Below are 18,562 nucleotides of genomic sequence, written 5' to 3' on the forward strand. Positions count from 1 at the left end.
GCTAATAGGCTGTTAAACAAGCTGATTGAGTAATGATAAATTTATTGGTTTTAACAATACCTGCTCTATTTCTAGTTGCCTGATATGCACAGCATCGGGCTCCATACCACTAATAATAACGCGCTTAATATTAGGGTAATGCTGTTTAATAAACCCAGCCAGCTCTAAACCGGTACCATCTGGCAAATGCATATCAAGTAATACTTTATCGTAATTACTATTATGCTCTAGTACTGCCTTACAGTCTTTAACACTTGCTGCTATATCGGTATCCACATCCAAGCTTTCTAGTAATAGCTGGGTAATTTGTGCGGCATCAGCATCATCTTCTACTAATAAAAAGCACTTCTTATCTCTACTCGGTTTAGGCATTGGCTGAATAGATGAAGTAGGCTGTTCTTTTTGCCCGAGCCTTAACTCTAAGCATTGATAAAGCAAGTGGGAATCTACAGGTTTGGCAATCATATCGTCAAACCCTAACGCATTGAGTTCGTTATGAATGCCTTTCATAGTTGCTGCAGTTAAGGCTATGATTGCGCCTTTAAATCCTAGCTTTCTAAGCTCAATAGCAGCTTCTTTTCCGCCCATTACCGGCATATGGATATCTAAAAATATAATATCGTAGGTAGTGTGCCCGTCTGCTAGCTGTTTTTTTACTTTTTCAAGCGCTTGCTTACCATTATCAGCATAATCTACTTCAGCGCCTGCTGAACCAATTAAGTGACCAACTAGCACGCGTAAATCGCGTAAATCATCAACCACCAACACTTTGCCGTTCACTTGGCAGGGGGCTACTTTTTGCTGCATATTGGGGGTTAAATCAAGTTTTAATAAATTGCGCTCTACCTGTCTGATATCACCAGGGTATAAGGAGATGGTAAACGTTGAGCCTTCACCGACATGAGAGTCTAATGAAATATCCCCCTGCATACGACTAAGTAGTTCAGAACAAATAGCTAAACCTAAGCCTGCACCACCTACTGAACGCGACTCTACATCAGCTATTTGCTCAAAAGGCTTAAAGATGAGAGCTTGTTTTTCTGGAGCAATGCCTAAGCCTGAGTCTTTAATACTAAAAAATAGCATTTCACGCTCATTGACTACTTCAGTCCACGCGTTAACCACAATCTCGCCTTGCTCAGTAAATTTAATCGCGTTATTGATCAGGTTAATGAGAATTTGTCGAACTCGAGTGGCATCTACACGAATAACTAATGGTAAAGGCTCCAGTGATTCAAACTTTAGTGATAAGCCCTTATCGAGTGCTGATACGCGCATTAAGGTAAATACGTCGGCCATTAAGCTATCAAGGTTAACCTCCCCTAAACTCAGTTCGAGTTTATCGACAGCAATTTTAGATAAATCTAAAACGTCATTCAGTAAGCTTAATAAATGCTTACCATTACGATAAATCACACCGAGCTCGTTTTCAGCCTGCTTGTTAAAGTCACTGAGCATCAACAACTCTGTATAACCTAAAATAGAAGATAGCGGTGTTCGTAATTCGTGGCTTAAATGTGCTAAAAAGCGATCTTTTGAACGGTTTTCAGCCTCGGCTTTTAAGCGTTCCACTCGCTCATCTTCTACATCACGGCGCGCTAATGCGTAGCGAATAGAGCGAGCAAACCGGCTACCACTCATTTCGTTTTTAACTAAGTAATCAACCGCTCCGGCATCAAGCGCAGCTGAATCGAGGGCATCGTTTGATTGCCCTGTAAGCATAATAATAGGCCCACAAAAACCATTTTTAAGCGCTTGTTTTAAAACACTCAAGCCATCAGATGCCCCTAAGCGATAATCAAGCAAGCAAATATCATGTTGATTTTTACTCAACACTTCCACCGCCTGCTCAGGAGAGCTTATCCAGTCTATGTCAAACACATGGGAACTGAGCTGCTCTAAATAGTCACGAGTTAAAATATAATCATCTTCATCGTCTTCAACCAATAGCAGTTTCGTTGCCTTTGCTAACATAGCGTCTCCTGTTTTAATAATATGCTTAATCGTTAAACGTGCTTGGTAGCTCTACAAACTCAACCCAGTATTTACCCAGCGTTTTCATCAACTCAACTAACCCGTCAAACGTAACCGGCTTAGTTATGTAAGACGCAGCGCCTAGGTTATAACCCTTAACCATGTCTTCTTCTTGCTTAGAGGTAGTTAAAATTACCACAGGGATGCCTTTTAGGTTTGGATTTGCCTTAATAGCTTCAAGCGCTTCACGACCATCCATTCTCGGCATGTTTAAATCAAGTAAAATTAAGCCTGGTCTTGGCGAGATGCTTTTATCTACAAACTTGCCTTTGCGCTCTAAATACTCCAAGAGTTCAACACCGTCTTCAACAAAATGTAATTCATTTAAAACGCGGCTTTCAGCAAGCGCATCTTGGGTTAATAAACGATCATCTTCATCATCGTCTGCCATCAAAATGGTAATCGGTTTTACGTTTGTTAATGGCATATTATGCCTCTCCTTGTAGTGTGAATAACTCTGCATTCACAGGTAATTTAATGATGAAAGTTGCCCCTTCACCTAGGGAGCTTATCGCAGCAATAGAGCCGCCATGTCGCTCTACGATTCGACGACATACAGATAAACCAATACCCGTTCCTTTATATTCTGAACGGCCATGCAAACGTTGAAATGGTACAAATATTTTATCCGCGTACTCATCAGAGAAGCCGATCCCATTATCTTTTACGGTAATAACATGCCAACATATTTCACTGTTATGATCTTCACTAAACTCACACACTCGTTCAAAGTCAACATTAACAACCGGGTCAACGTTAGGCGCTCTGAACTTCACTGCATTGGAAATTAAGTTTAAAAACAGCTGATGCATTTGACTCGGATCAGCCTGAATAATGGGCATCTCAACCGTAACAACCTGTGCATTACACTCATTAATCGCTATTTCTAAATCACCTTTTATATCATTCAGAATGCTGTTTAAATCGGTATCGGTAAAATCTTTACCTCGGGTCGTTACTCGAGAGAACTCTAATAAATCATTAATTAAATTAGACATCCTTTGTGCGGCATTTTTCATGCGGGCAATATAATCAGCGCCTTTTTCGCCCAACTCGTCTTTAAACATGCTTTCAAGCCGGTCACTAAATGCTTGGATTTTTCTTAACGGCTCTTGCAAGTCATGACTGGCAACAAAAGCAAACTCTTCTAACTCTCGGTTACTACGACTCAATTCATCAGAATACAAGGTAAGCTCTTGAGTACGTTCACTCACTTTACTGGCTAAAGTTTCATTTTGCATTTCAAGCTCGGCACGATACTCAGCCGCATTTTTCAAGTTCAACCTCGCCAATAAAAACATACCCAAAATCAATAATGTACTTGTAACTGCAGTAATACCAAAAGTGATTTTAGCTTCTTTCTTAATTTGTTCTAATTTCGAAAAATGACTAACTTTAAACAACAATTCACGCTCTTGAATATCATTAACCAACGCCCGAATCTCTCTGTAAAGATCACGCCCTTCATGTGTATTCAGCCTCAAAAGTGCGCGCTTTTCTTTATCATTTAATGCTAATTTAACCGTTTTTTTCAGCTCATCTATTTTAGCTTCAACCAGTAATAATAACTCAGCAATACGCTGTGCCTGCCCATCAATTTCAGAATGTAAGGCGCTTACATGGTTAGTTTGAGACTCTATTTGTGCGATAGCATCGTAGTAAGGCACTAAATAATCATCAGTTTGGGTTAATAAATACCCTCGCTGTCCCGACTCAGCTTGCACTACTGAAAGGTGCAATTGCTCTATCGCCGTACTTAGCATATTAGTGTTATCTAAACTTTGTTGAGTACGCGTTAGGCCTTGTATGGTATTAATGGCTAAAAAAGCATTACCAACAATAATACACAGCACTATGGAAATAAATAACGCCCATACTACATTTGCCTTGCCTTGCTGTTTGCGTTTAATCATTTATCGTCCTGAATTAATTAGGGTTACTTCGACTCTGAAATAAGCTGCAAACTGTCACTGCACGCTTGGCAATTAGCAATTATTTTATCCAGTGCGGCGAGTGCTTTATCTTTTGGCATATCGTTTTCAAGTACTAACTTAATTAGTTCAGCATTCATCGAAATACGATTTAGTGGCGCACGTGCGTCGTGTACCAGCTCATTCAAAGGTTTTGTTTTTTCTGACGATGCCATCAAAATCCTCGTTTTGTTGTTATTAAATTTGCATGCTGGTTATTTATACTCTCCAATACCACCATAAGCATTTAAACGGTTATATAAGGTTTTAGTACTAATACCCAGCATTTGTGCTGCTAAAGTTTTATTACCTTGTACCTTATCGAGCGTGGCATGAATAAGTTCTTTTTCAACTTCTTCAATTGTTTGCCCTGCTGATACCTGTTTGTCCTCAGGTTGAGTATTAACCCTTGAAAAAGGTGACTCTAAGTTGTCAGGTAATGTAATTGTGCTAGTTTGCGGGTCGCTCATAATAAAAGCGCGATGAATAGCATGGCGAAGTTCACGTACGTTACCTGGCCAGTCGTATGTTTGTAGCTCTTTAAGCTGTTCATTAGTCCACGCAAACGCTGTACCATTTTCATCGTTCAACTGCCCTAAAAATGCTTTTGCGAGTAATGGAATATCTTCTTTTCGCTCTCGAAGTGTCGGTATATCAATTGGAAAAACAGCGAGTCTAAAGTAAATATCTTCACGTAAAATATTATTCTGCGCTAAATCGGTAAGGGAGCGGTTAGTCGCTGAAATAACACGGCAATTTACTGGTAACTCACGATTACCACCAACCCGTGTTACTTTTTTAGTTTCAAGTACACGCAATAAATTAGGCTGCATATCAATCGGCATTTCAGTGACTTCATCAAGAAATAACGTTCCGCCATCGGCTTGTTCAAACACGCCTTCTTTACGGGCAATAGCACCGGTAAATGCACCTTTTTCGTGACCAAATAATTCACTACCAATAAGTTCTTTTGAAAGTGCCCCGCAATTGCTCGCCACCAGTGGACCTTCGCATTTACTGGCATTATGAATAGCTTGCGCTACCACCTCTTTACCTGCTCCGCTTTCACCCATAAGCATAACGTTAGCATTAGTTTTAGCTACGCGCTCTATCATGGTATAAAGCTGTTGCATGAGCGCAGACTCGCCAATAAGCGTGTCAAAATGATGTGTAATGGCGGCACTTTTCGCTTTTTTAACAGTTTTTTTCGGGCCGTTTAATACTAATTCTAAATCTTCACGTTGCAGCGGCTTTAATAGATGCGACACATTAGGCTCACACATCTCAGCTAAAATACCTTTAACCGAAGGGTGACCAGAAATAAGGGTGACTTTAGGCGATTGACCAATCATTTTTAAATGATCTAATAAATGCAAGCCACTGCCATCAGGTAACATAAAATCGAGCAGCACGTGATCGAAAGTATTATTTTCAAACCACTGATGTGCTTCTTTTAAACTGGTTGCTGTATTAATGTTGTGGCCAAGAAACTCAACAATATGGCAAATAACATCGCTGAATTCGACGTCGTCATCGACTAAAAGTATATTTAACATGAATAATCCCTGTGCTTTTTTACCATTCTACTTGCCCTTTAAAGTAAATGAAAGATATACATAATTAAGGTACAAAGTGCGGCTGTTTTATTTTTAATTCAATAGTTTAATCATAAGTAGCTGTATAGGCGCTGAAATAGCGCTATTTTATGTGGCTTATTAAATCTCTATTAAAGCAATTAATATAACTAACTGATATAATTTATTTTTATTACAGGAGTTGTTATGCGCTTATTAAAAACCTACATTCATCCCTCAATCAATATTGAGCAAGGTCGTCAATTTTCTCGCCCAACCGCTCGCGCTATTGCATTTAAGCAACAACACATTTTACTTATGTATACTCAGCGCTATGACGACTTTAGCTTACCTGGCGGTGGAATTGACCCGCATGAAAGCATTGAACAAGGGTTGATCAGAGAACTAAGTGAAGAAACTGGCGCACAAAATATAAAAATATGTAGCGAGTTTGGGCTTTACGAAGAGTACCGCCCTTGGTACAAAGATGACTTTGATATTATTCATATACAATCATACTGCTACCTCTGCCAAATTGATGAGCAACTAGGCCAAGCACAGCTTGAACACTACGAAAAACAAAATGGCATGCAAGCTAAATGGGTTGATATTTTTCAAGCGATAGCTCATAACGAACGCACACTTGCAAACAGTGACAAGCAAGGGCTATCGATTATTCGCGAAACTTACCTGCTAAAAGCTATTGCTGCACAGTTTTTTACCTAGGTGTTTAGGGCTGAATTTGCGGTTCGCTCAGCGATTTTTTACCCACATAAAAGCGGTATAGTCCCAGTAAGTTACTACTTAAAAATAGGCTTTCCATGAGTATTGCCACTGGCGAGCCGGCGAAAATATTATGTGTTATCCAAAAAGAGGTTCCCACCACCATACATAACCTTAAGTGCAAATCTCGATTTTGAAATGAAGCGATAGTTTGTATTAATGTCGCCACCAATGCGAAAATACTAAACCAATCTTGCCAAGTAAAATAAACGGCTAAGCAGCTTACTGCCATAAACCCACACATAGCCCAAGTATGCTTAAAGTAAATACAATAAAAATAACGCACCGCGGCAATAAACATTAAGCAGCCGGCACTGTTATAGCCCAATATAAAAAAGTGAGCAGAGGTTAATAATACTGAGGTAAATAAACAGCTTAAAATAATTCGTCGGGACTTAAACTGAAATGAAGCTAAGTCGAGTAAAGTAGCGGCTGCTACTAACGATTGGGCAATTAAAAACATAACACTCCAAAGTATTAAGGCTTAAAAATGGGGAGTGTATAGTGCTTTATGAAAACAGCACTTAACTTAAGTTAAGTCGCTTACGAATTCGTGACAACGAAATAGCCGAAATGCCTATATACATTGCCACTTGGCTTAAGCTTAGCTGCGCCAACCAATGAGGTTTATGTTTGAGTAAATAGCAGTAACGCTGCTCGGGGCTATTAAGTAATAAAAATGCCTCTTTGGCTTCTTTAAAAATAAGTTGCTGTGCAATAAGCTGCTGCTTAATCAGTTGATACTGTGCTTGCTCAAATAGTGTTAGTGGTACTTTAATTACATTGGCTTCGTTAATCACTTTTAATTGATAAAACGCAGGTGTTGAGGTCATCCAATTGGCAAACAACAACGCAAATTCATCTTTAAAATAAAATTCTTTACACTTTTGCACGCCGTCAATGTCGTCATGGATAGCGCCTAGAACTCCGTCCACAACTAAATACCCATAACTTTGCAGATCGCCTTGTTGCACTAATACGGTATTGGGCGCTATTAGTTGCTGAGGATACTTACCAGCCAATTGCACTTTAAACTTGTTTACTAGTGCTTCATAACTGTCGCCAAGCGATAAAAGTGGATTATCAGACATTAAAAATTACCATTTTTTCATTAAAGCATGTGTAATGTCAGCCGCTGATACACCCACCCTAGGAATATATTTTTGGCCACACCATAAAGGTGAAAAATCACTTTTAGCACTTTTTTCAGCTCGACTTCTTAAGGCTGTTATTGCACTGCTGGCATGTGGAAACGCAGGAACCCCATTTGGCATAGCACCTAGCTCTTGGATTACTCGATTTTGAATACCCCGAGCGGCTCTACCAGAGAACAATGTGGTCAGTGTGGTCTCATCTTGTTGCTGATCTAAAATAGCCTGTTGATGCAAAGCTGATGTTGTTGCCTCCTTGCACAGTAAATAAGCACTCCCTACTTGGACTGCACTCGCTCCTAACGCTTTAAACCGCTGAACATCATCGGCTGAAGCAATGCCACCAGCAGCAATAATAGGTAGTGATATATGCTTAACACAACGCTTAACTAACTGCTCAGTAGTTTGTTGTAAGCTTAAATCCATAGATAAAAAATGCCCTCGATGGCCACCAGCTTCTATACCCTGAGCAATAATCCCATCAGCGCCATTTTCACTAAGCCAAATAGCTTCATCTAAAGTGGTAGCCGTTGAAATTACTTTAGTGCCCCAGCTTTTTATTTGCGCCACAATAGTTTGCTCAGGTAAACCAAAATGAAAACTAACTACTGCTGGCCTATAAGGGGCAATTATATCAACAATCGATTGATTTATAGGTTGACGAGAAGCCCCTGCAGTTAAGCTTTGCGGGTCAATTTTATACTCTGTAAAGTAAGCGGCAAGTAATGCATGCCAGCACTGTTGTTGCGCGGATGTGTAGTCAGCAACTGCATGACAAAAAAAGTTAAGATTAAACGGCTTTGTTGTTTTGTGGCTAAGTATTTCTAGCTGCTCAACTAATTGTGCTGGGGATAACATAGCGCAAGGCAAAGAGCCTAACCCTCCAGCCTCACTTACAGCAAGAGCAAGCTGCTCGTTTTGAACACCCGCCATAGGTGCCTGAATTATCGGTAAAGCGGTATTAAACAATGATGGCTTCATTTGAACTCTCCCTGTAACTTTTTCAACAACTTGCAGTATTTACAGAACCATAGCAAAAACAGCAAGCAAACAACATCTAGATTTTAGTCATAAGTAATGTAAAAACTATTACTAACAGATAGTTATGATTTTTTTAATATCGAGAAACTAACTGGCTTTGGTTTTGCACCTACCCTATTACATAATTTGTTAGGAGGTAAAATGAGTAACACAGTTGATACGATCAATCCCGCAACAGAGCAAGTCATTAATAGCTATACATTGCTTTCTCAAGCTCAAGCAGAGCAAGTGATCGAAAAATCTCATGAAACATACTTAACATGGCGATTAACCTCGTTTACCGAGCGCGCACAACATCTAAATAAATTAGCCTCTTTATTTGAAAGTCAAAAAGAAGCCTTAGCAAAACTAATGACCGAAGAAATGGGTAAAGTCTATGAGCAAGGCTTCCAAGAAGTTCAGCTTTGTGCTGACATTTGTCGTTATACCGCTGAACATGGCGCCGATATGCTTAGCGACGAGGAGCGCGACATGCAAGGCGGTCGTGCAATAATAAGCTATCGCCCTACCGGCGTACTGCTGGGTATTCAGCCGTGGAACTTCCCACTTTATCAGGTTATTAGATACAGTGCCGCAAACATTATGGCGGGTAATACCACGGTATTAAAACACGCCGGTAATGTATTTGGTATGGCTGAGAAAATTGAAACGCTATTTTTACAAGCAGGCTTTCCTGAACACTGCTTTAGCAACTTACTGGTTGATGGTAAAACTGCCAGCGCCCTTATTTCACACTCAGCGATTAGTGGCGTAACCTTTACTGGAAGTGATGGCACAGGTAAAAAAGTGGCAGAGCAAGCTGCCAAGCATGTTAAAAAAACCGTGCTAGAACTGGGTAGTAACGATGCTTTTGTGGTACTTGACGACGCTGATTTAGCCCTTGCAGTTAAAGCATGTTTACAAGGACGTATTATTAATAACGGCCAAACCTGTGTTGCAGCCAAGCGCTTTGTGGTGGTTGATTCACTCTACAATGACTTCAAAGAAGCACTAAGCCAGCAGTTTAAGGCGATAAAAATGGGCGACCCAATGGATGAAGATACTGAACTAGGTCCTATGGCACGCGAAGATTTACGCGACAAAATTCATCAGCAAGTACAAGACTCTGTCAATGCGGGTGCAAAAGTACTTGTAGGCGGCGAAATACCGCAAAAAACAGGTTATTACTACCCCCCAACCGTGCTGGAAAACCTTAAACCGGGTATGCCTGCGTATGACGATGAGCTATTTGGTCCTGTCGCATCTTTAATTAAAGCCAAAGATAATGATGACGCTATGCGTATCGCTAATGATTCGCGCTATGGACTAGGCGGCGGTATATTTTCAAAAGATGAGAAGAAAGCCATTGAACTGGCCAAAAAGTATTTTGACACCGGCATGATCAATATTAATGGCTATGGTTTGGCACAACCAAACCTACCATTTGGTGGTGTTAAAGACAGCGGTTATGGCCGAGAGCATGGTGGCTTTGGGATTCGCGAATTTGTGAATGTTAAAAGCATCATGATTCACAGCTAATATCAGGTATCAGGTTAGTAAAATTAAGCACCGCGCTTGTCGCAAGCGTGGTGTTTTTTTGTCTAATAAATTTAAAAACCTGAGTTAGGCTGTTTTAAAAATTCAAGCTCTTCTTTGGTAGAGCCCCGCCCCAGTATCTTATTACGATGCGGATAACGATTAAATCTATCGATAATCGCCTTATGCTGATACTCAAAATCTAAGTTATTTTGAATACCTAACGCTTTATATAACTTCATTGCTTCCTTATGAATTAGCTTTGATTCGCTGTGCATAAAAGGCATATACAAAAATACGCGTTGCTCATCCGTCAATTCCTTATCAAACCCTTTCGCAATAGCGGTTTGCGCTAACGCTAGAGCTAATGCATCACAGGCAAATGCTGCGGGCTTTTCACGGTAAATATTACGTGAGAACTGATCAAGCACAATAATTTCCGCAAGACTACCTATCGCGCTTTCACGCCAATCAAATAACTCATTTACACTTGCTTGATGATGCAATTTACCAAAACGAGTTTTAATTTGTGCATCAAGCCCATCGTCTTTTTGCCACCACTGTTTAGGCTCAAGCTCGGTAAACCAAAAGTCGATAATTTTATTAAACATAATGAATCTCTTTGTTAACTAACGCTAAACCAAATAGTTTGCTACAAAAAACTTCGTCTAAAACCTTTAACCTAATATCTGTACTATACCTAGCCCTTTTCAAACATAGGTACTTTGCGTTTATCTGCTTTGCTCATTGCCAGCTCTTGTATATCTTGCTGCTTTTGCTCACTTGGTTTTGTTTCTAGGGATTGCTGATTAGCATCTTCAAATACCAATTCGGTTAATAAGGCAAAATGATCGGAGCCATATTTAGCAAGGCGCTTTATTCGTTTTACACTAAAGCCTTTTGAGTGAAACAAATGATCAAGCGGCCAACGCATAAAAAAGTAATTAGCATGAAAAGTATTAAAAAAACCACGGCCTTTACGGGGGTCTAAAAAGCCACTAATTTGCATAAATAAACGAGTACTGCGTGACCAAGCAACATCATTTAAATCGCCAGCGACTATCGTAGGCCGAGTTGAATCTTTAAGAGCTTTAGCCACCATTATTAATTCGCTATCGCGCGGGCGTGATGAATCTTCTTCGGTTGGGCTTGGTGGCGCGGGATGAATAAAATGCCCCTGCATTTTTAACCCTTGGTGGTTTTCAAATAAAATATGAATAGAAGGAATGTCATCTTCTATAAGTGCACAAATTTGTGCATCGAGTATGTTAAATTTACTAAATACATGCATGCCGTAGCGGTTATCTTTTGGGCACTGTACTTGATAAGGGTAGTTTTTTTTAAGCACAGACAATTTATCTTGCCACCAACTATCGCTTTCTAAGGTGATAAGTAAATCGGGCTGATATTTATCGACTAAGTTAATTAACTGCTCACTATGTCGATTCGACATCAGTACATTAGCGGATAAGATTCTGATGCTATGATCACTACTTTTTGGCGCTGTTAATACTTCTTTTTTAGCAAACCAAGTGTAGGGATAAATCCACTTAGCTTGAAGCGCACAAATAATTAAAGCAACAGCCGCTATTAATGAGTATGCAATAAAGTCGATTTGCCACATACCTATAAGTGCAACGATAATTACAGCGCTTGCTAGGTAGCACACCTGCAAGCGCACAAAGTCGCAACTACGTATCAAGTAATGCTGACTGTATGACAGGGGTAATAACGTTATTAATAACAACAAGCCAGTAACTATGACCAATACAGTGAGCATTTATAAATCCTAATAGCGCTGTAAAATAGAGAGTATTTCACGAGTGTCGTGCACTAAGTGAATAATAGTGCGATCAACTTCAACTCGCACTGTGTCTCTTTCTCGGTCTATTACTCTAGCACGCTTATAAATGTCATGCCCAAGGATATCACCTTGATGATAAGATCTGTGCCACCCTGGTGGAGTCCACCCTTGACGAATTAACTGCTTGGCTTGTTTCTTAGAAAGCCATTTTTTATTATTGTATTGGTTATATTTTTGCTTTTTCCAGTGATGCTTGTTTGCGTGTTTATTCGCATGCTTGCCTGCATGTTTGTCTTTGTGTGGTACAGCAAATGCGTTTGTTGCCGTTAGCGCAAAGACCATTACTAAAATACTGATTAGTGATTTCATGGCGATTCTCCAGTGTGATCATTACTGAAGAGTATTAACGGCTAAGCCTGAACATTACATGAAATGAGAAAAATTAACGTTGCTTGTACTGTGTTTTACAATGACTGCGCATAATCGCGGGGTCGCGTAACTTTAGGTGTTTAGTTTTACGCCCAGCATGGCGCTTACGCCATACTTTAAATGATCCGCTAGAGATATGCTCCCGCATAAAATTAACTAATTGAGAGTAATTTAGCCCATACAGATTTTCAATGGCCTCAAATGGCGTTCTGTCTTCCCATGCCATTTCTATAATGCGTGATTGCTGTTCTTGGTTAAACATATTAATTCCAAATTTGTTTAATACGCAAAAGTTAAATTTAGCGATCATCACTTGCTTGTGATGTTAAAAATATAACCTCTTTTCATTTATTAACTTTAATTAAGTGTATGATTAATCTACACACTGAAACCGGAGCTAAAAGGATGTTTACAAAACTACCTAAGTGGGTCGAATATGGTGCGTTTACCCTCGCTTTTGTTGCCGGTATGGTAAACGTAGTAGGTTTATTAGGGTTTGAACAGCAAGCAATTTCTCACGTTTCAGGGTCGGTGACTTCATTAGCTATTGAACTTACTACCAACATCCAGGCGGCGTTATTTTTAATTGCGATTGTACTGAGTTTTATATTTGGCTCGGCATTAACAGGCTTAATGCTTTCAGGCGGTTCACTTAAGCTAGGCCGCCATTACGATACGCTCTTATTTATTGAGGGTATTTTACTGCTGTTAAGCGCACAGCTACTTCAATATTCTTACCCTTACGCACTTACACTTGCTTCTGCGGCCTGCGGCTTACAAAATGCTTTAGCCACTAACTACAGCGGCGCAGTTGTGCGAACCACTCACTTAACCGGTATTTTTACCGATCTGGGTTTGATATTTGGTAAAGCCCTAAAAGGAGAAGCTTTTGACAGTAGAAAATGCTTGGTCTTTTTATTAATTATTGCCGGGTTTTTAGCCGGCGGAGTGGTAGGTGTATTACTATTTAAACATTACTCAGTGCTCACTTTAGTTTTTCCCGGCATTTTTTGTATTGTTTTATCGATTACTTATCGGGTTTATAGGTTGAGTGTGCTTTAACCAATTCACAAAATCCCCTACCCTAAACTTATCAAATTGCCGATGTGCTAGGAATTTATGAAATATTACTATTTATCCCCTTTGTTGTTATGCAGTCAGTTAGGTTTAATTAATAGTGCGAGTGCTGAAGATACCGCGCAATCAATTGAACGTATCACCACCACAGCATCACGTAGTGAAGCGCTTTCCACGCCATTACCACTGGTGATCAGTGTATTAAGTGAATCACAGCTTGAGCTTATAGCTCCTACCCACGTAGAAGAAGCGCTGCAGCGCGTTGCAGGTGCCAATGTGCAACGTGGAAATGGCCAAGAGTATTTACCAGCTCTGCGCTCGCAAGTACTTTCTGGAACGGGCGCTTGTGGTGGTGTTTTAACCGCAGAAGATGGAATAGCTCTTCGTGCAGCTGGTTTTTGTAATATCAATGAACTATTCGAAGCGCATAGCGAAATGGCAGAGCGTATTGAAGTATTAAAAGGTCCAGGTTCTGCGCTATATGGTTCTAATGCAGTGCATGGTGTAATTAACGTTATTACCCCTGATACTACGCAAGGTGCTGGTTTACTAGGCTTTGATTATGGCTCTTATGGTTATGCTCGCTATAAATTACGTGCAGGCCATGCCATGGATAATTCAGGCCTAGGTATTAATGCTAGTTTTACGGATGATAGCGGTTATCGAGATGATGAAAGCGTAAAGCAACAAAAAATAAATGTGCGCCATCGCTATAATAATAACAACCTAAGCTTAGTTTCTGGGCTTACGTATACTAATTTAGATCAACAAACTGCTGGTTATATTAGCGGTTTTCAAAGCTATAAAGATGAAGATATAGCACAGCAAAATTTTGATCCTGACGCCTTTAGAAAAGCTCGCTCGTTTAGGGCTTGGAGTAAAGCAAGCTGGCAATTAGGAGAGAACACTCTAGTTGTTACTCCTTATATTCGTGACCAAAGTATGGACTTTTTTAAACACTTTTTACCCGGCACACCACTTGAAAAAAATAGCCAAACTGGGTTTGGTCTACAATCGCTTTATCAGCATTATGTGAACGACAATACCAACTTGAAGCTTGGTTTTGATGGTGAGTTTACCCAAGCCGATTTTTTACAAACCCAAGATAAACCGACTCAAGGTTCTGCGTTTTTAGTGGCCACAGTGCCGCAAGGTAAACATTACGATTACCAAGTCGATGCCACCTTATATGCCCCATTTGCCGCTATTGATTGGCGGCTAAATAATTGGCTTATAACCGCAGGTCTACGTTATGAGCATATGCAATATGACTATCAAAACAATATGCTTACAGGGCGTACAAAAGAAAATGGCAGTGAATGTGGTTTTGGTGGCTGTCGTTATAGTCGCCCAGAGAGCACTAAAAACAGCTTTAGTAACCTTTCGCCAAAACTCGGGGTGAGCTATCAGCTTAATATTAACAATACACTATACGCTAACTTTTCAAGAGGCTATAGAGCCCCACAAGCAGCTGAGCTTTATCAATTACAACGCGAGCAAAGTACTGCCGACTTAGACGCAGAAATAGCAAATAATGCTGAGTTAGGTATTAAAGGGGTGTACAACAATACTCGCTACGGTTTGTCGGCTTATGCGATGAGCAAGCACAATACCATCTACCGTGACAGTGACTTTTTTACTGTTAATGACGGCCAAACTCGACATCGCGGCATTGAGCTTGAGTTAGCGCATAGCTTTAATCAGCACTTATCGGTTAACTTCGCAGGCACTTATGCCAAGCATACGTATTCGAATGAGCAAATCATTGGCAGCATTAATATTAAAGGTAACGATATTGATACCGCACCTCGAAAGGTTGCTAATATCGATTTTAACTGGCAAGCCAACGAGCATGTTAGTCTTGCTCTGCAATGGCACTATATGAGTCGCTACTTTACCGACCCTGAAAACTTACATGAATATCAAGGTCACGATATTTTAAGCTTGCGCGGCCAATGGCAAATAAGCCCACAGCTATTACTGAGTGCGCGAATAATAAATCTAACCAACACGGCTTACGCACAGCGCGCAGATTACACTAGTTTTACTGGCGATCGTTACTTCCCAGGAAAACCGCGTAATGCCATGTTGTCTGTAAGTTACCAGTGGTAAAACAAAAAATGCGCTATATAAACTATATAGCGCATTCTTTTTATTCATTTATTTGTTTATCTAACGGCCAGTACAATTAAACCTGGCACCACAAAGAACGACCCTAACACATAGCCTAATGCAGCCGATTTATTATTTGTACCAATTTCGGCTAACTTTTCAGCCAACTTAATCGGTATTTCACGTAGTACAGGAATTCCGTAAATTAGTGCAACCGCAAATACATTAAACATAACGTGTACTAACGCAATCGTTAGCGCCACTTCAGCCATAGGCCCTGTAATTGATGTGGCAGCTAATAGAGCGGTAATGGTTGTACCAATATTAGCCCCTAGCGTAAATGGATAGATTTGACGTGTAGTAAACACACCACTTCCCGCAAGTGGGATCATTAAACTCGTTGTGGTTGACGACGACTGAACCATAACTGTTACCGCTGCACCTGATGTGATACCCGCGATAGGCCCGCGCCCAATTGCACCATGCAGTATATCTTTTGCAGTGCCAACCAATGCTTTTTTAAGTAGTTTACCTAATGTAGTTACGGCAAATAAAATCAAACAAATACCTGCTATAACCATCGCTGCACCTAGCATTTTTGTGTCTAGGAAGCTAAATGCATCTTTTATTACACCCACAGCAGGTTTAACAAGTGGTTTAATAAAGTTGTAGCTCTTTAATGATAAGTCGGCATCACCAATAAATAGGTGCGACAGAGCTGCGGACATTTTTTGCAGCAAACCAAACATTATCTCAAGCGGTAAAAATATAATAACGGCAAATAAATTAAAGAAATCATGAACCGTTGATGCTGCAAACGCACGTTGAAACTCTTCTTTAGAGCGAATATGACCAATAGACACTAAGGTGTTAGTAATAGTAGTACCAATATTTGCACCCATCACCATTGGAATAGCAATACTTAACGGTAAACCGCCAGCAACAAGGCCCACTATTACTGAGGTAACCGTTGATGACGATTGCACTAAAGCCGTTGCCAAAGCACCTAATAATAATGCAATAAACGGGTTAGTTGCGAATGCAAAAATTTCTTTTGCTCCCTCAGTACCGCCCGACGCTAATTTAAAACCACCACTGACAGTGCCAACGGCTACTAGGACTAAATAAACTAAAAAGGCGATAGCAGCCCAGTTAAGCGTTTTTATTAATAGCGTATTGCGCTTTGATTCACTCATGTTTAAATCTCAATTTTTGTCTTGCCGATTATGGCATTTTGATGACGTTTTTGTTTCAGAGCGCATTAGAACACCTAAATATTACAGAAATATTTCAATTCGATTAACGTGCTTCTTTATTCATAACTTAAAAATATAAGGTTAAAAAATCGAGTATAAGGCAAGCCATAACTTTAAAAATAAGTAATTAAAAAATTGATATTAAATTACATAGCGAAGCACTGAGTAGGAGCAATTGAGCACTAAGTTAAAATGTATTTAAGTAATGAATTAACTAAGTTCTGATGATCTTTCAAGGTTGAATTTTCAGCTGTTCCAAAGGCCATGCTAAGAGGCAATTTACTCTTTGTTGCCTGAATGGGTATAGGTAAGGAACATGAGCAAGACGCGGAAGCTTTGCTCGTTTTTCACTTATTCTTACAGGGATGTAAGCCAGTAGAATAACGCAGGAGCAGTTATCGAACCCACAAGGTTACAAACCTCGTATCGCGATTGAATTGCTCTAGTTTTAACGAATCTCAATCCGCAAAGGTCAGTAGACCCTAGGTATTTGAAACGGTTTTATGGACTTTACCTGATATTACTAGAGGCATTGCCTAGCATTAGACTAGGCAATATTAACAAAGCATCAATTGATAATTGGATAAAAATTAACATTATGATTGATACAAATTCGCTTGTTTTATACTGGCAAAATCATTAAAACGTACCCCGTGTTGGCGCATCACTTCAAGGATTTTTTTACTGATCATTTGTCGTAAATAAAACGGCTGATTCGGCACAAAATGATGAATAGTATGAGTATGCCCAAAGTTAAAGCAAAATAAATTAAATGGCATAAATAAACGGCTAGTAATAACATGAGTTTGTTCAAGCATATTATTCACACCGCCGTAATAATGCATACTTGAAGTAACAAAATTAAGTGAGCTCGAACGCACAATGTTAGGCACAATCAGCACCACCATTAGAAATTCGAACACATTCATTACATCAAGTAGAAATACCGGTGAGTTAGCCGCAATTGGGGTAAATAAATTGATTAAATGAAACGCTATCACACTGTATAAAATAGCAAAATAAGCAGTGGTAATTGGAAAACCAGCATTAAACACTTTAAAAAAACTAAACCCTTTAATTTCTCTACTAAAACGTTTTGCATTAATTAATAAGCCGAGTAATCCATCAATAATTACTAAGGCACGTAAAAACGGATTTTTAATACCATTACCTACCAAACGTTCTTCTAAATCTTGCTCAGTACCCGACGTTTTATGATGATGTAAATGCATCTTGCGACGGTACCATGGGCTTATGGTATTAGGACGCATCAGCCACACGGTTAACATCATAAAATTATGCAAAAATGGTTGGTTGCTAAAATACTGTTTATGAATTAAGTCGTGCTCAAGTTCATGAGAAATTGAGGTAGCAATCGCCGCTAAAATAATACATAGCCATGCGGGTATAATAGCAAAATAATACAGCGTGCCAATTCCTATTAACGCACTTAAAGAGAGTAGTAAAATAGCCATCCCTAAGGTATTTTGATGCATTAATAACGGGTGTTTTTTACGCAGTAATGCTTCTTCAGCCTTAATCGCTTTTACAATGGCTTGAATATTCTGTTTTGCGGTTGATTGAGTCATGATGTTTTATTCGCAACAAGAGGTTAAGGTATATAATACCCGAGTCAAAACACATTGCACAACTTAGCTAACTCATATCAATAAAAAATACGATTAAAGTCGAGCCCATGTTTACTATATAACCTGAACTCAGGATTATAAATCCATATTAATAAGAGTTCAGATTAAATAAACTAAAACGTTCACTAACCGAGTTTAGATCAGAACATACTACGTATAGCAATAAG

General features: G+C 39.6%; 18 protein-coding genes. 4 read left to right on the top strand and 14 right to left on the bottom strand.

Going from position 1 to position 18,562, the window contains the following annotated elements; all coding sequences use genetic code 11:
• Positions 1–12: 12 nt before the first annotated feature.
• Genes P3J6_RS00620 through P3J6_RS00640 form a run of 5 tightly spaced genes read right to left on the bottom strand, consistent with a single transcriptional unit; the run spans position 13 to position 5,560 of the window.
• Positions 13–1,974, bottom strand: a complete 1,962-nt coding sequence (locus tag P3J6_RS00620; protein ID WP_198521993.1) for an ATP-binding response regulator — start codon at positions 1,972–1,974, stop codon at positions 13–15.
• A gap of 25 nt (positions 1,975–1,999) precedes the next feature.
• Positions 2,000–2,461 (bottom strand): response regulator, encoded by a 462-nt coding sequence (locus P3J6_RS00625; protein ID WP_010390893.1) that lies wholly within the window; start codon positions 2,459–2,461, stop codon positions 2,000–2,002.
• Position 2,462: 1 nt separating this feature from the next.
• Entirely contained in the window at positions 2,463–3,947 is a 1,485-nt protein-coding gene (locus tag P3J6_RS00630; RefSeq protein ID WP_198521994.1) for a sensor histidine kinase, read from the bottom strand.
• 23 nt (positions 3,948–3,970) lie between these two features.
• Positions 3,971–4,180: a histidine kinase gene (locus P3J6_RS00635; protein ID WP_138605223.1), complete on the bottom strand. Its 210-nt coding sequence runs from the start codon at positions 4,178–4,180 to the stop codon at positions 3,971–3,973.
• A gap of 39 nt (positions 4,181–4,219) precedes the next feature.
• The gene (locus P3J6_RS00640) at positions 4,220–5,560 is read right to left on the bottom strand and encodes a sigma-54-dependent transcriptional regulator (RefSeq protein ID WP_198521995.1); all 1,341 of its coding nucleotides are present in this window, start codon (positions 5,558–5,560) and stop codon (positions 4,220–4,222) included.
• 225 nt (positions 5,561–5,785) lie between these two features.
• Here P3J6_RS00640 and P3J6_RS00645 point away from each other — a divergent pair, with 225 nt between their 5' ends.
• Positions 5,786–6,304, top strand: coding sequence for an NUDIX hydrolase (locus P3J6_RS00645; RefSeq protein WP_198521996.1), 519 nt, complete (start codon positions 5,786–5,788; stop codon positions 6,302–6,304).
• A 4-nt stretch (positions 6,305–6,308) separates the two neighbouring features.
• On the opposite strand, the gene P3J6_RS00650 is transcribed toward P3J6_RS00645, so the two are convergent.
• The 3 genes from P3J6_RS00650 to P3J6_RS00660 form a co-directional block, all read right to left on the bottom strand.
• Positions 6,309–6,824 carry a YgjV family protein gene (locus P3J6_RS00650; RefSeq protein ID WP_198521997.1) on the bottom strand — a complete coding sequence of 172 codons (516 nt, stop codon included), beginning with the start codon at positions 6,822–6,824 and terminating at the stop codon, positions 6,309–6,311.
• A 61-nt stretch (positions 6,825–6,885) separates the two neighbouring features.
• On the bottom strand, positions 6,886–7,452 hold the full coding sequence (locus P3J6_RS00655) for a Crp/Fnr family transcriptional regulator (protein ID WP_198521998.1): 567 nt from the start codon (positions 7,450–7,452) through the stop codon (positions 6,886–6,888).
• Positions 7,453–7,458: 6 nt separating this feature from the next.
• Complete coding sequence (locus tag P3J6_RS00660) at positions 7,459–8,493, bottom strand: NAD(P)H-dependent flavin oxidoreductase (RefSeq protein WP_198521999.1); 1,035 nt, start codon at positions 8,491–8,493, stop codon at positions 7,459–7,461.
• Between the two features lie 201 nt (positions 8,494–8,694).
• Between P3J6_RS00660 and P3J6_RS00665 the strand changes: the two genes are divergently transcribed.
• Positions 8,695–10,071, top strand: a complete 1,377-nt coding sequence (locus tag P3J6_RS00665) for an NAD-dependent succinate-semialdehyde dehydrogenase (protein ID WP_138605232.1) — start codon at positions 8,695–8,697, stop codon at positions 10,069–10,071.
• 71 nt (positions 10,072–10,142) lie between these two features.
• Here the strand turns inward: P3J6_RS00665 and P3J6_RS00670 are convergent, their stop codons facing one another.
• The 4 genes from P3J6_RS00670 to P3J6_RS00685 all read right to left on the bottom strand — a co-directional run bounded on the left by P3J6_RS00670 (position 10,143) and on the right by P3J6_RS00685 (position 12,563).
• The gene (locus tag P3J6_RS00670; protein ID WP_198522000.1) at positions 10,143–10,679 is read right to left on the bottom strand and encodes a DUF924 family protein; all 537 of its coding nucleotides are present in this window, start codon (positions 10,677–10,679) and stop codon (positions 10,143–10,145) included.
• An 89-nt stretch (positions 10,680–10,768) separates the two neighbouring features.
• Positions 10,769–11,848, bottom strand: a complete 1,080-nt coding sequence (locus P3J6_RS00675) for an endonuclease/exonuclease/phosphatase family protein (protein WP_198522001.1) — start codon at positions 11,846–11,848, stop codon at positions 10,769–10,771.
• A gap of 9 nt (positions 11,849–11,857) precedes the next feature.
• Complete coding sequence (locus P3J6_RS00680; protein ID WP_075170389.1) at positions 11,858–12,241, bottom strand: hypothetical protein; 384 nt, start codon at positions 12,239–12,241, stop codon at positions 11,858–11,860.
• A gap of 73 nt (positions 12,242–12,314) precedes the next feature.
• Positions 12,315–12,563: a TIGR03643 family protein gene (locus tag P3J6_RS00685; protein ID WP_041708743.1), complete on the bottom strand. Its 249-nt coding sequence runs from the start codon at positions 12,561–12,563 to the stop codon at positions 12,315–12,317.
• Positions 12,564–12,706: 143 nt separating this feature from the next.
• Here P3J6_RS00685 and P3J6_RS00690 point away from each other — a divergent pair, with 143 nt between their 5' ends.
• Positions 12,707–13,363 carry a YoaK family protein gene (locus tag P3J6_RS00690; RefSeq protein ID WP_198522002.1) on the top strand — a complete coding sequence of 219 codons (657 nt, stop codon included), beginning with the start codon at positions 12,707–12,709 and terminating at the stop codon, positions 13,361–13,363.
• A 57-nt stretch (positions 13,364–13,420) separates the two neighbouring features.
• On the top strand, positions 13,421–15,490 hold the full coding sequence (locus P3J6_RS00695; protein ID WP_198522003.1) for a TonB-dependent receptor: 2,070 nt from the start codon (positions 13,421–13,423) through the stop codon (positions 15,488–15,490).
• A gap of 56 nt (positions 15,491–15,546) precedes the next feature.
• On the opposite strand, the gene P3J6_RS00700 is transcribed toward P3J6_RS00695, so the two are convergent.
• Both P3J6_RS00700 and P3J6_RS00705 read right to left on the bottom strand, forming a co-directional pair.
• Positions 15,547–16,686, bottom strand: a complete 1,140-nt coding sequence (locus P3J6_RS00700; RefSeq protein ID WP_076919317.1) for a Na/Pi symporter — start codon at positions 16,684–16,686, stop codon at positions 15,547–15,549.
• A 656-nt stretch (positions 16,687–17,342) separates the two neighbouring features.
• A complete protein-coding gene (locus P3J6_RS00705) occupies positions 17,343–18,335 on the bottom strand; it encodes a fatty acid desaturase (protein ID WP_198522004.1) in 993 nt (330 codons plus the stop codon).
• Positions 18,336–18,562: the final 227 nt, after the last annotated feature.

This window comes from Pseudoalteromonas sp. 3J6 (assembly GCF_903995135.1).
GTDB lineage: Bacteria > Pseudomonadota > Gammaproteobacteria > Enterobacterales > Alteromonadaceae > Pseudoalteromonas.

Excerpts from the sequence above, each read along its gene's own strand:
- P3J6_RS00620 (WP_198521993.1), bottom strand. The coding sequence starts at position 1,974 with ATGTTAGCAAAGGCAACGAAACTGCTATTGGTTGAAGACGATGAAGAT.
- P3J6_RS00625 (WP_010390893.1), bottom strand. The coding sequence starts at position 2,461 with ATGCCATTAACAAACGTAAAACCGATTACCATTTTGATGGCAGACGAT.
- P3J6_RS00630 (WP_198521994.1), bottom strand. The coding sequence starts at position 3,947 with ATGATTAAACGCAAACAGCAAGGCAAGGCAAATGTAGTATGGGCGTTA.
- P3J6_RS00635 (WP_138605223.1), bottom strand. The coding sequence starts at position 4,180 with ATGGCATCGTCAGAAAAAACAAAACCTTTGAATGAGCTGGTACACGAC.
- P3J6_RS00640 (WP_198521995.1), bottom strand. The coding sequence starts at position 5,560 with ATGTTAAATATACTTTTAGTCGATGACGACGTCGAATTCAGCGATGTT.
- P3J6_RS00645 (WP_198521996.1), top strand. The coding sequence starts at position 5,786 with ATGCGCTTATTAAAAACCTACATTCATCCCTCAATCAATATTGAGCAA.
- P3J6_RS00650 (WP_198521997.1), bottom strand. The coding sequence starts at position 6,824 with ATGTTTTTAATTGCCCAATCGTTAGTAGCAGCCGCTACTTTACTCGAC.
- P3J6_RS00655 (WP_198521998.1), bottom strand. The coding sequence starts at position 7,452 with ATGTCTGATAATCCACTTTTATCGCTTGGCGACAGTTATGAAGCACTA.
- P3J6_RS00660 (WP_198521999.1), bottom strand. The coding sequence starts at position 8,493 with ATGAAGCCATCATTGTTTAATACCGCTTTACCGATAATTCAGGCACCT.
- P3J6_RS00665 (WP_138605232.1), top strand. The coding sequence starts at position 8,695 with ATGAGTAACACAGTTGATACGATCAATCCCGCAACAGAGCAAGTCATT.
- P3J6_RS00670 (WP_198522000.1), bottom strand. The coding sequence starts at position 10,679 with ATGTTTAATAAAATTATCGACTTTTGGTTTACCGAGCTTGAGCCTAAA.
- P3J6_RS00675 (WP_198522001.1), bottom strand. The coding sequence starts at position 11,848 with ATGCTCACTGTATTGGTCATAGTTACTGGCTTGTTGTTATTAATAACG.
- P3J6_RS00680 (WP_075170389.1), bottom strand. The coding sequence starts at position 12,241 with ATGAAATCACTAATCAGTATTTTAGTAATGGTCTTTGCGCTAACGGCA.
- P3J6_RS00685 (WP_041708743.1), bottom strand. The coding sequence starts at position 12,563 with ATGTTTAACCAAGAACAGCAATCACGCATTATAGAAATGGCATGGGAA.
- P3J6_RS00690 (WP_198522002.1), top strand. The coding sequence starts at position 12,707 with ATGTTTACAAAACTACCTAAGTGGGTCGAATATGGTGCGTTTACCCTC.
- P3J6_RS00695 (WP_198522003.1), top strand. The coding sequence starts at position 13,421 with ATGAAATATTACTATTTATCCCCTTTGTTGTTATGCAGTCAGTTAGGT.
- P3J6_RS00700 (WP_076919317.1), bottom strand. The coding sequence starts at position 16,686 with ATGAGTGAATCAAAGCGCAATACGCTATTAATAAAAACGCTTAACTGG.
- P3J6_RS00705 (WP_198522004.1), bottom strand. The coding sequence starts at position 18,335 with ATGACTCAATCAACCGCAAAACAGAATATTCAAGCCATTGTAAAAGCG.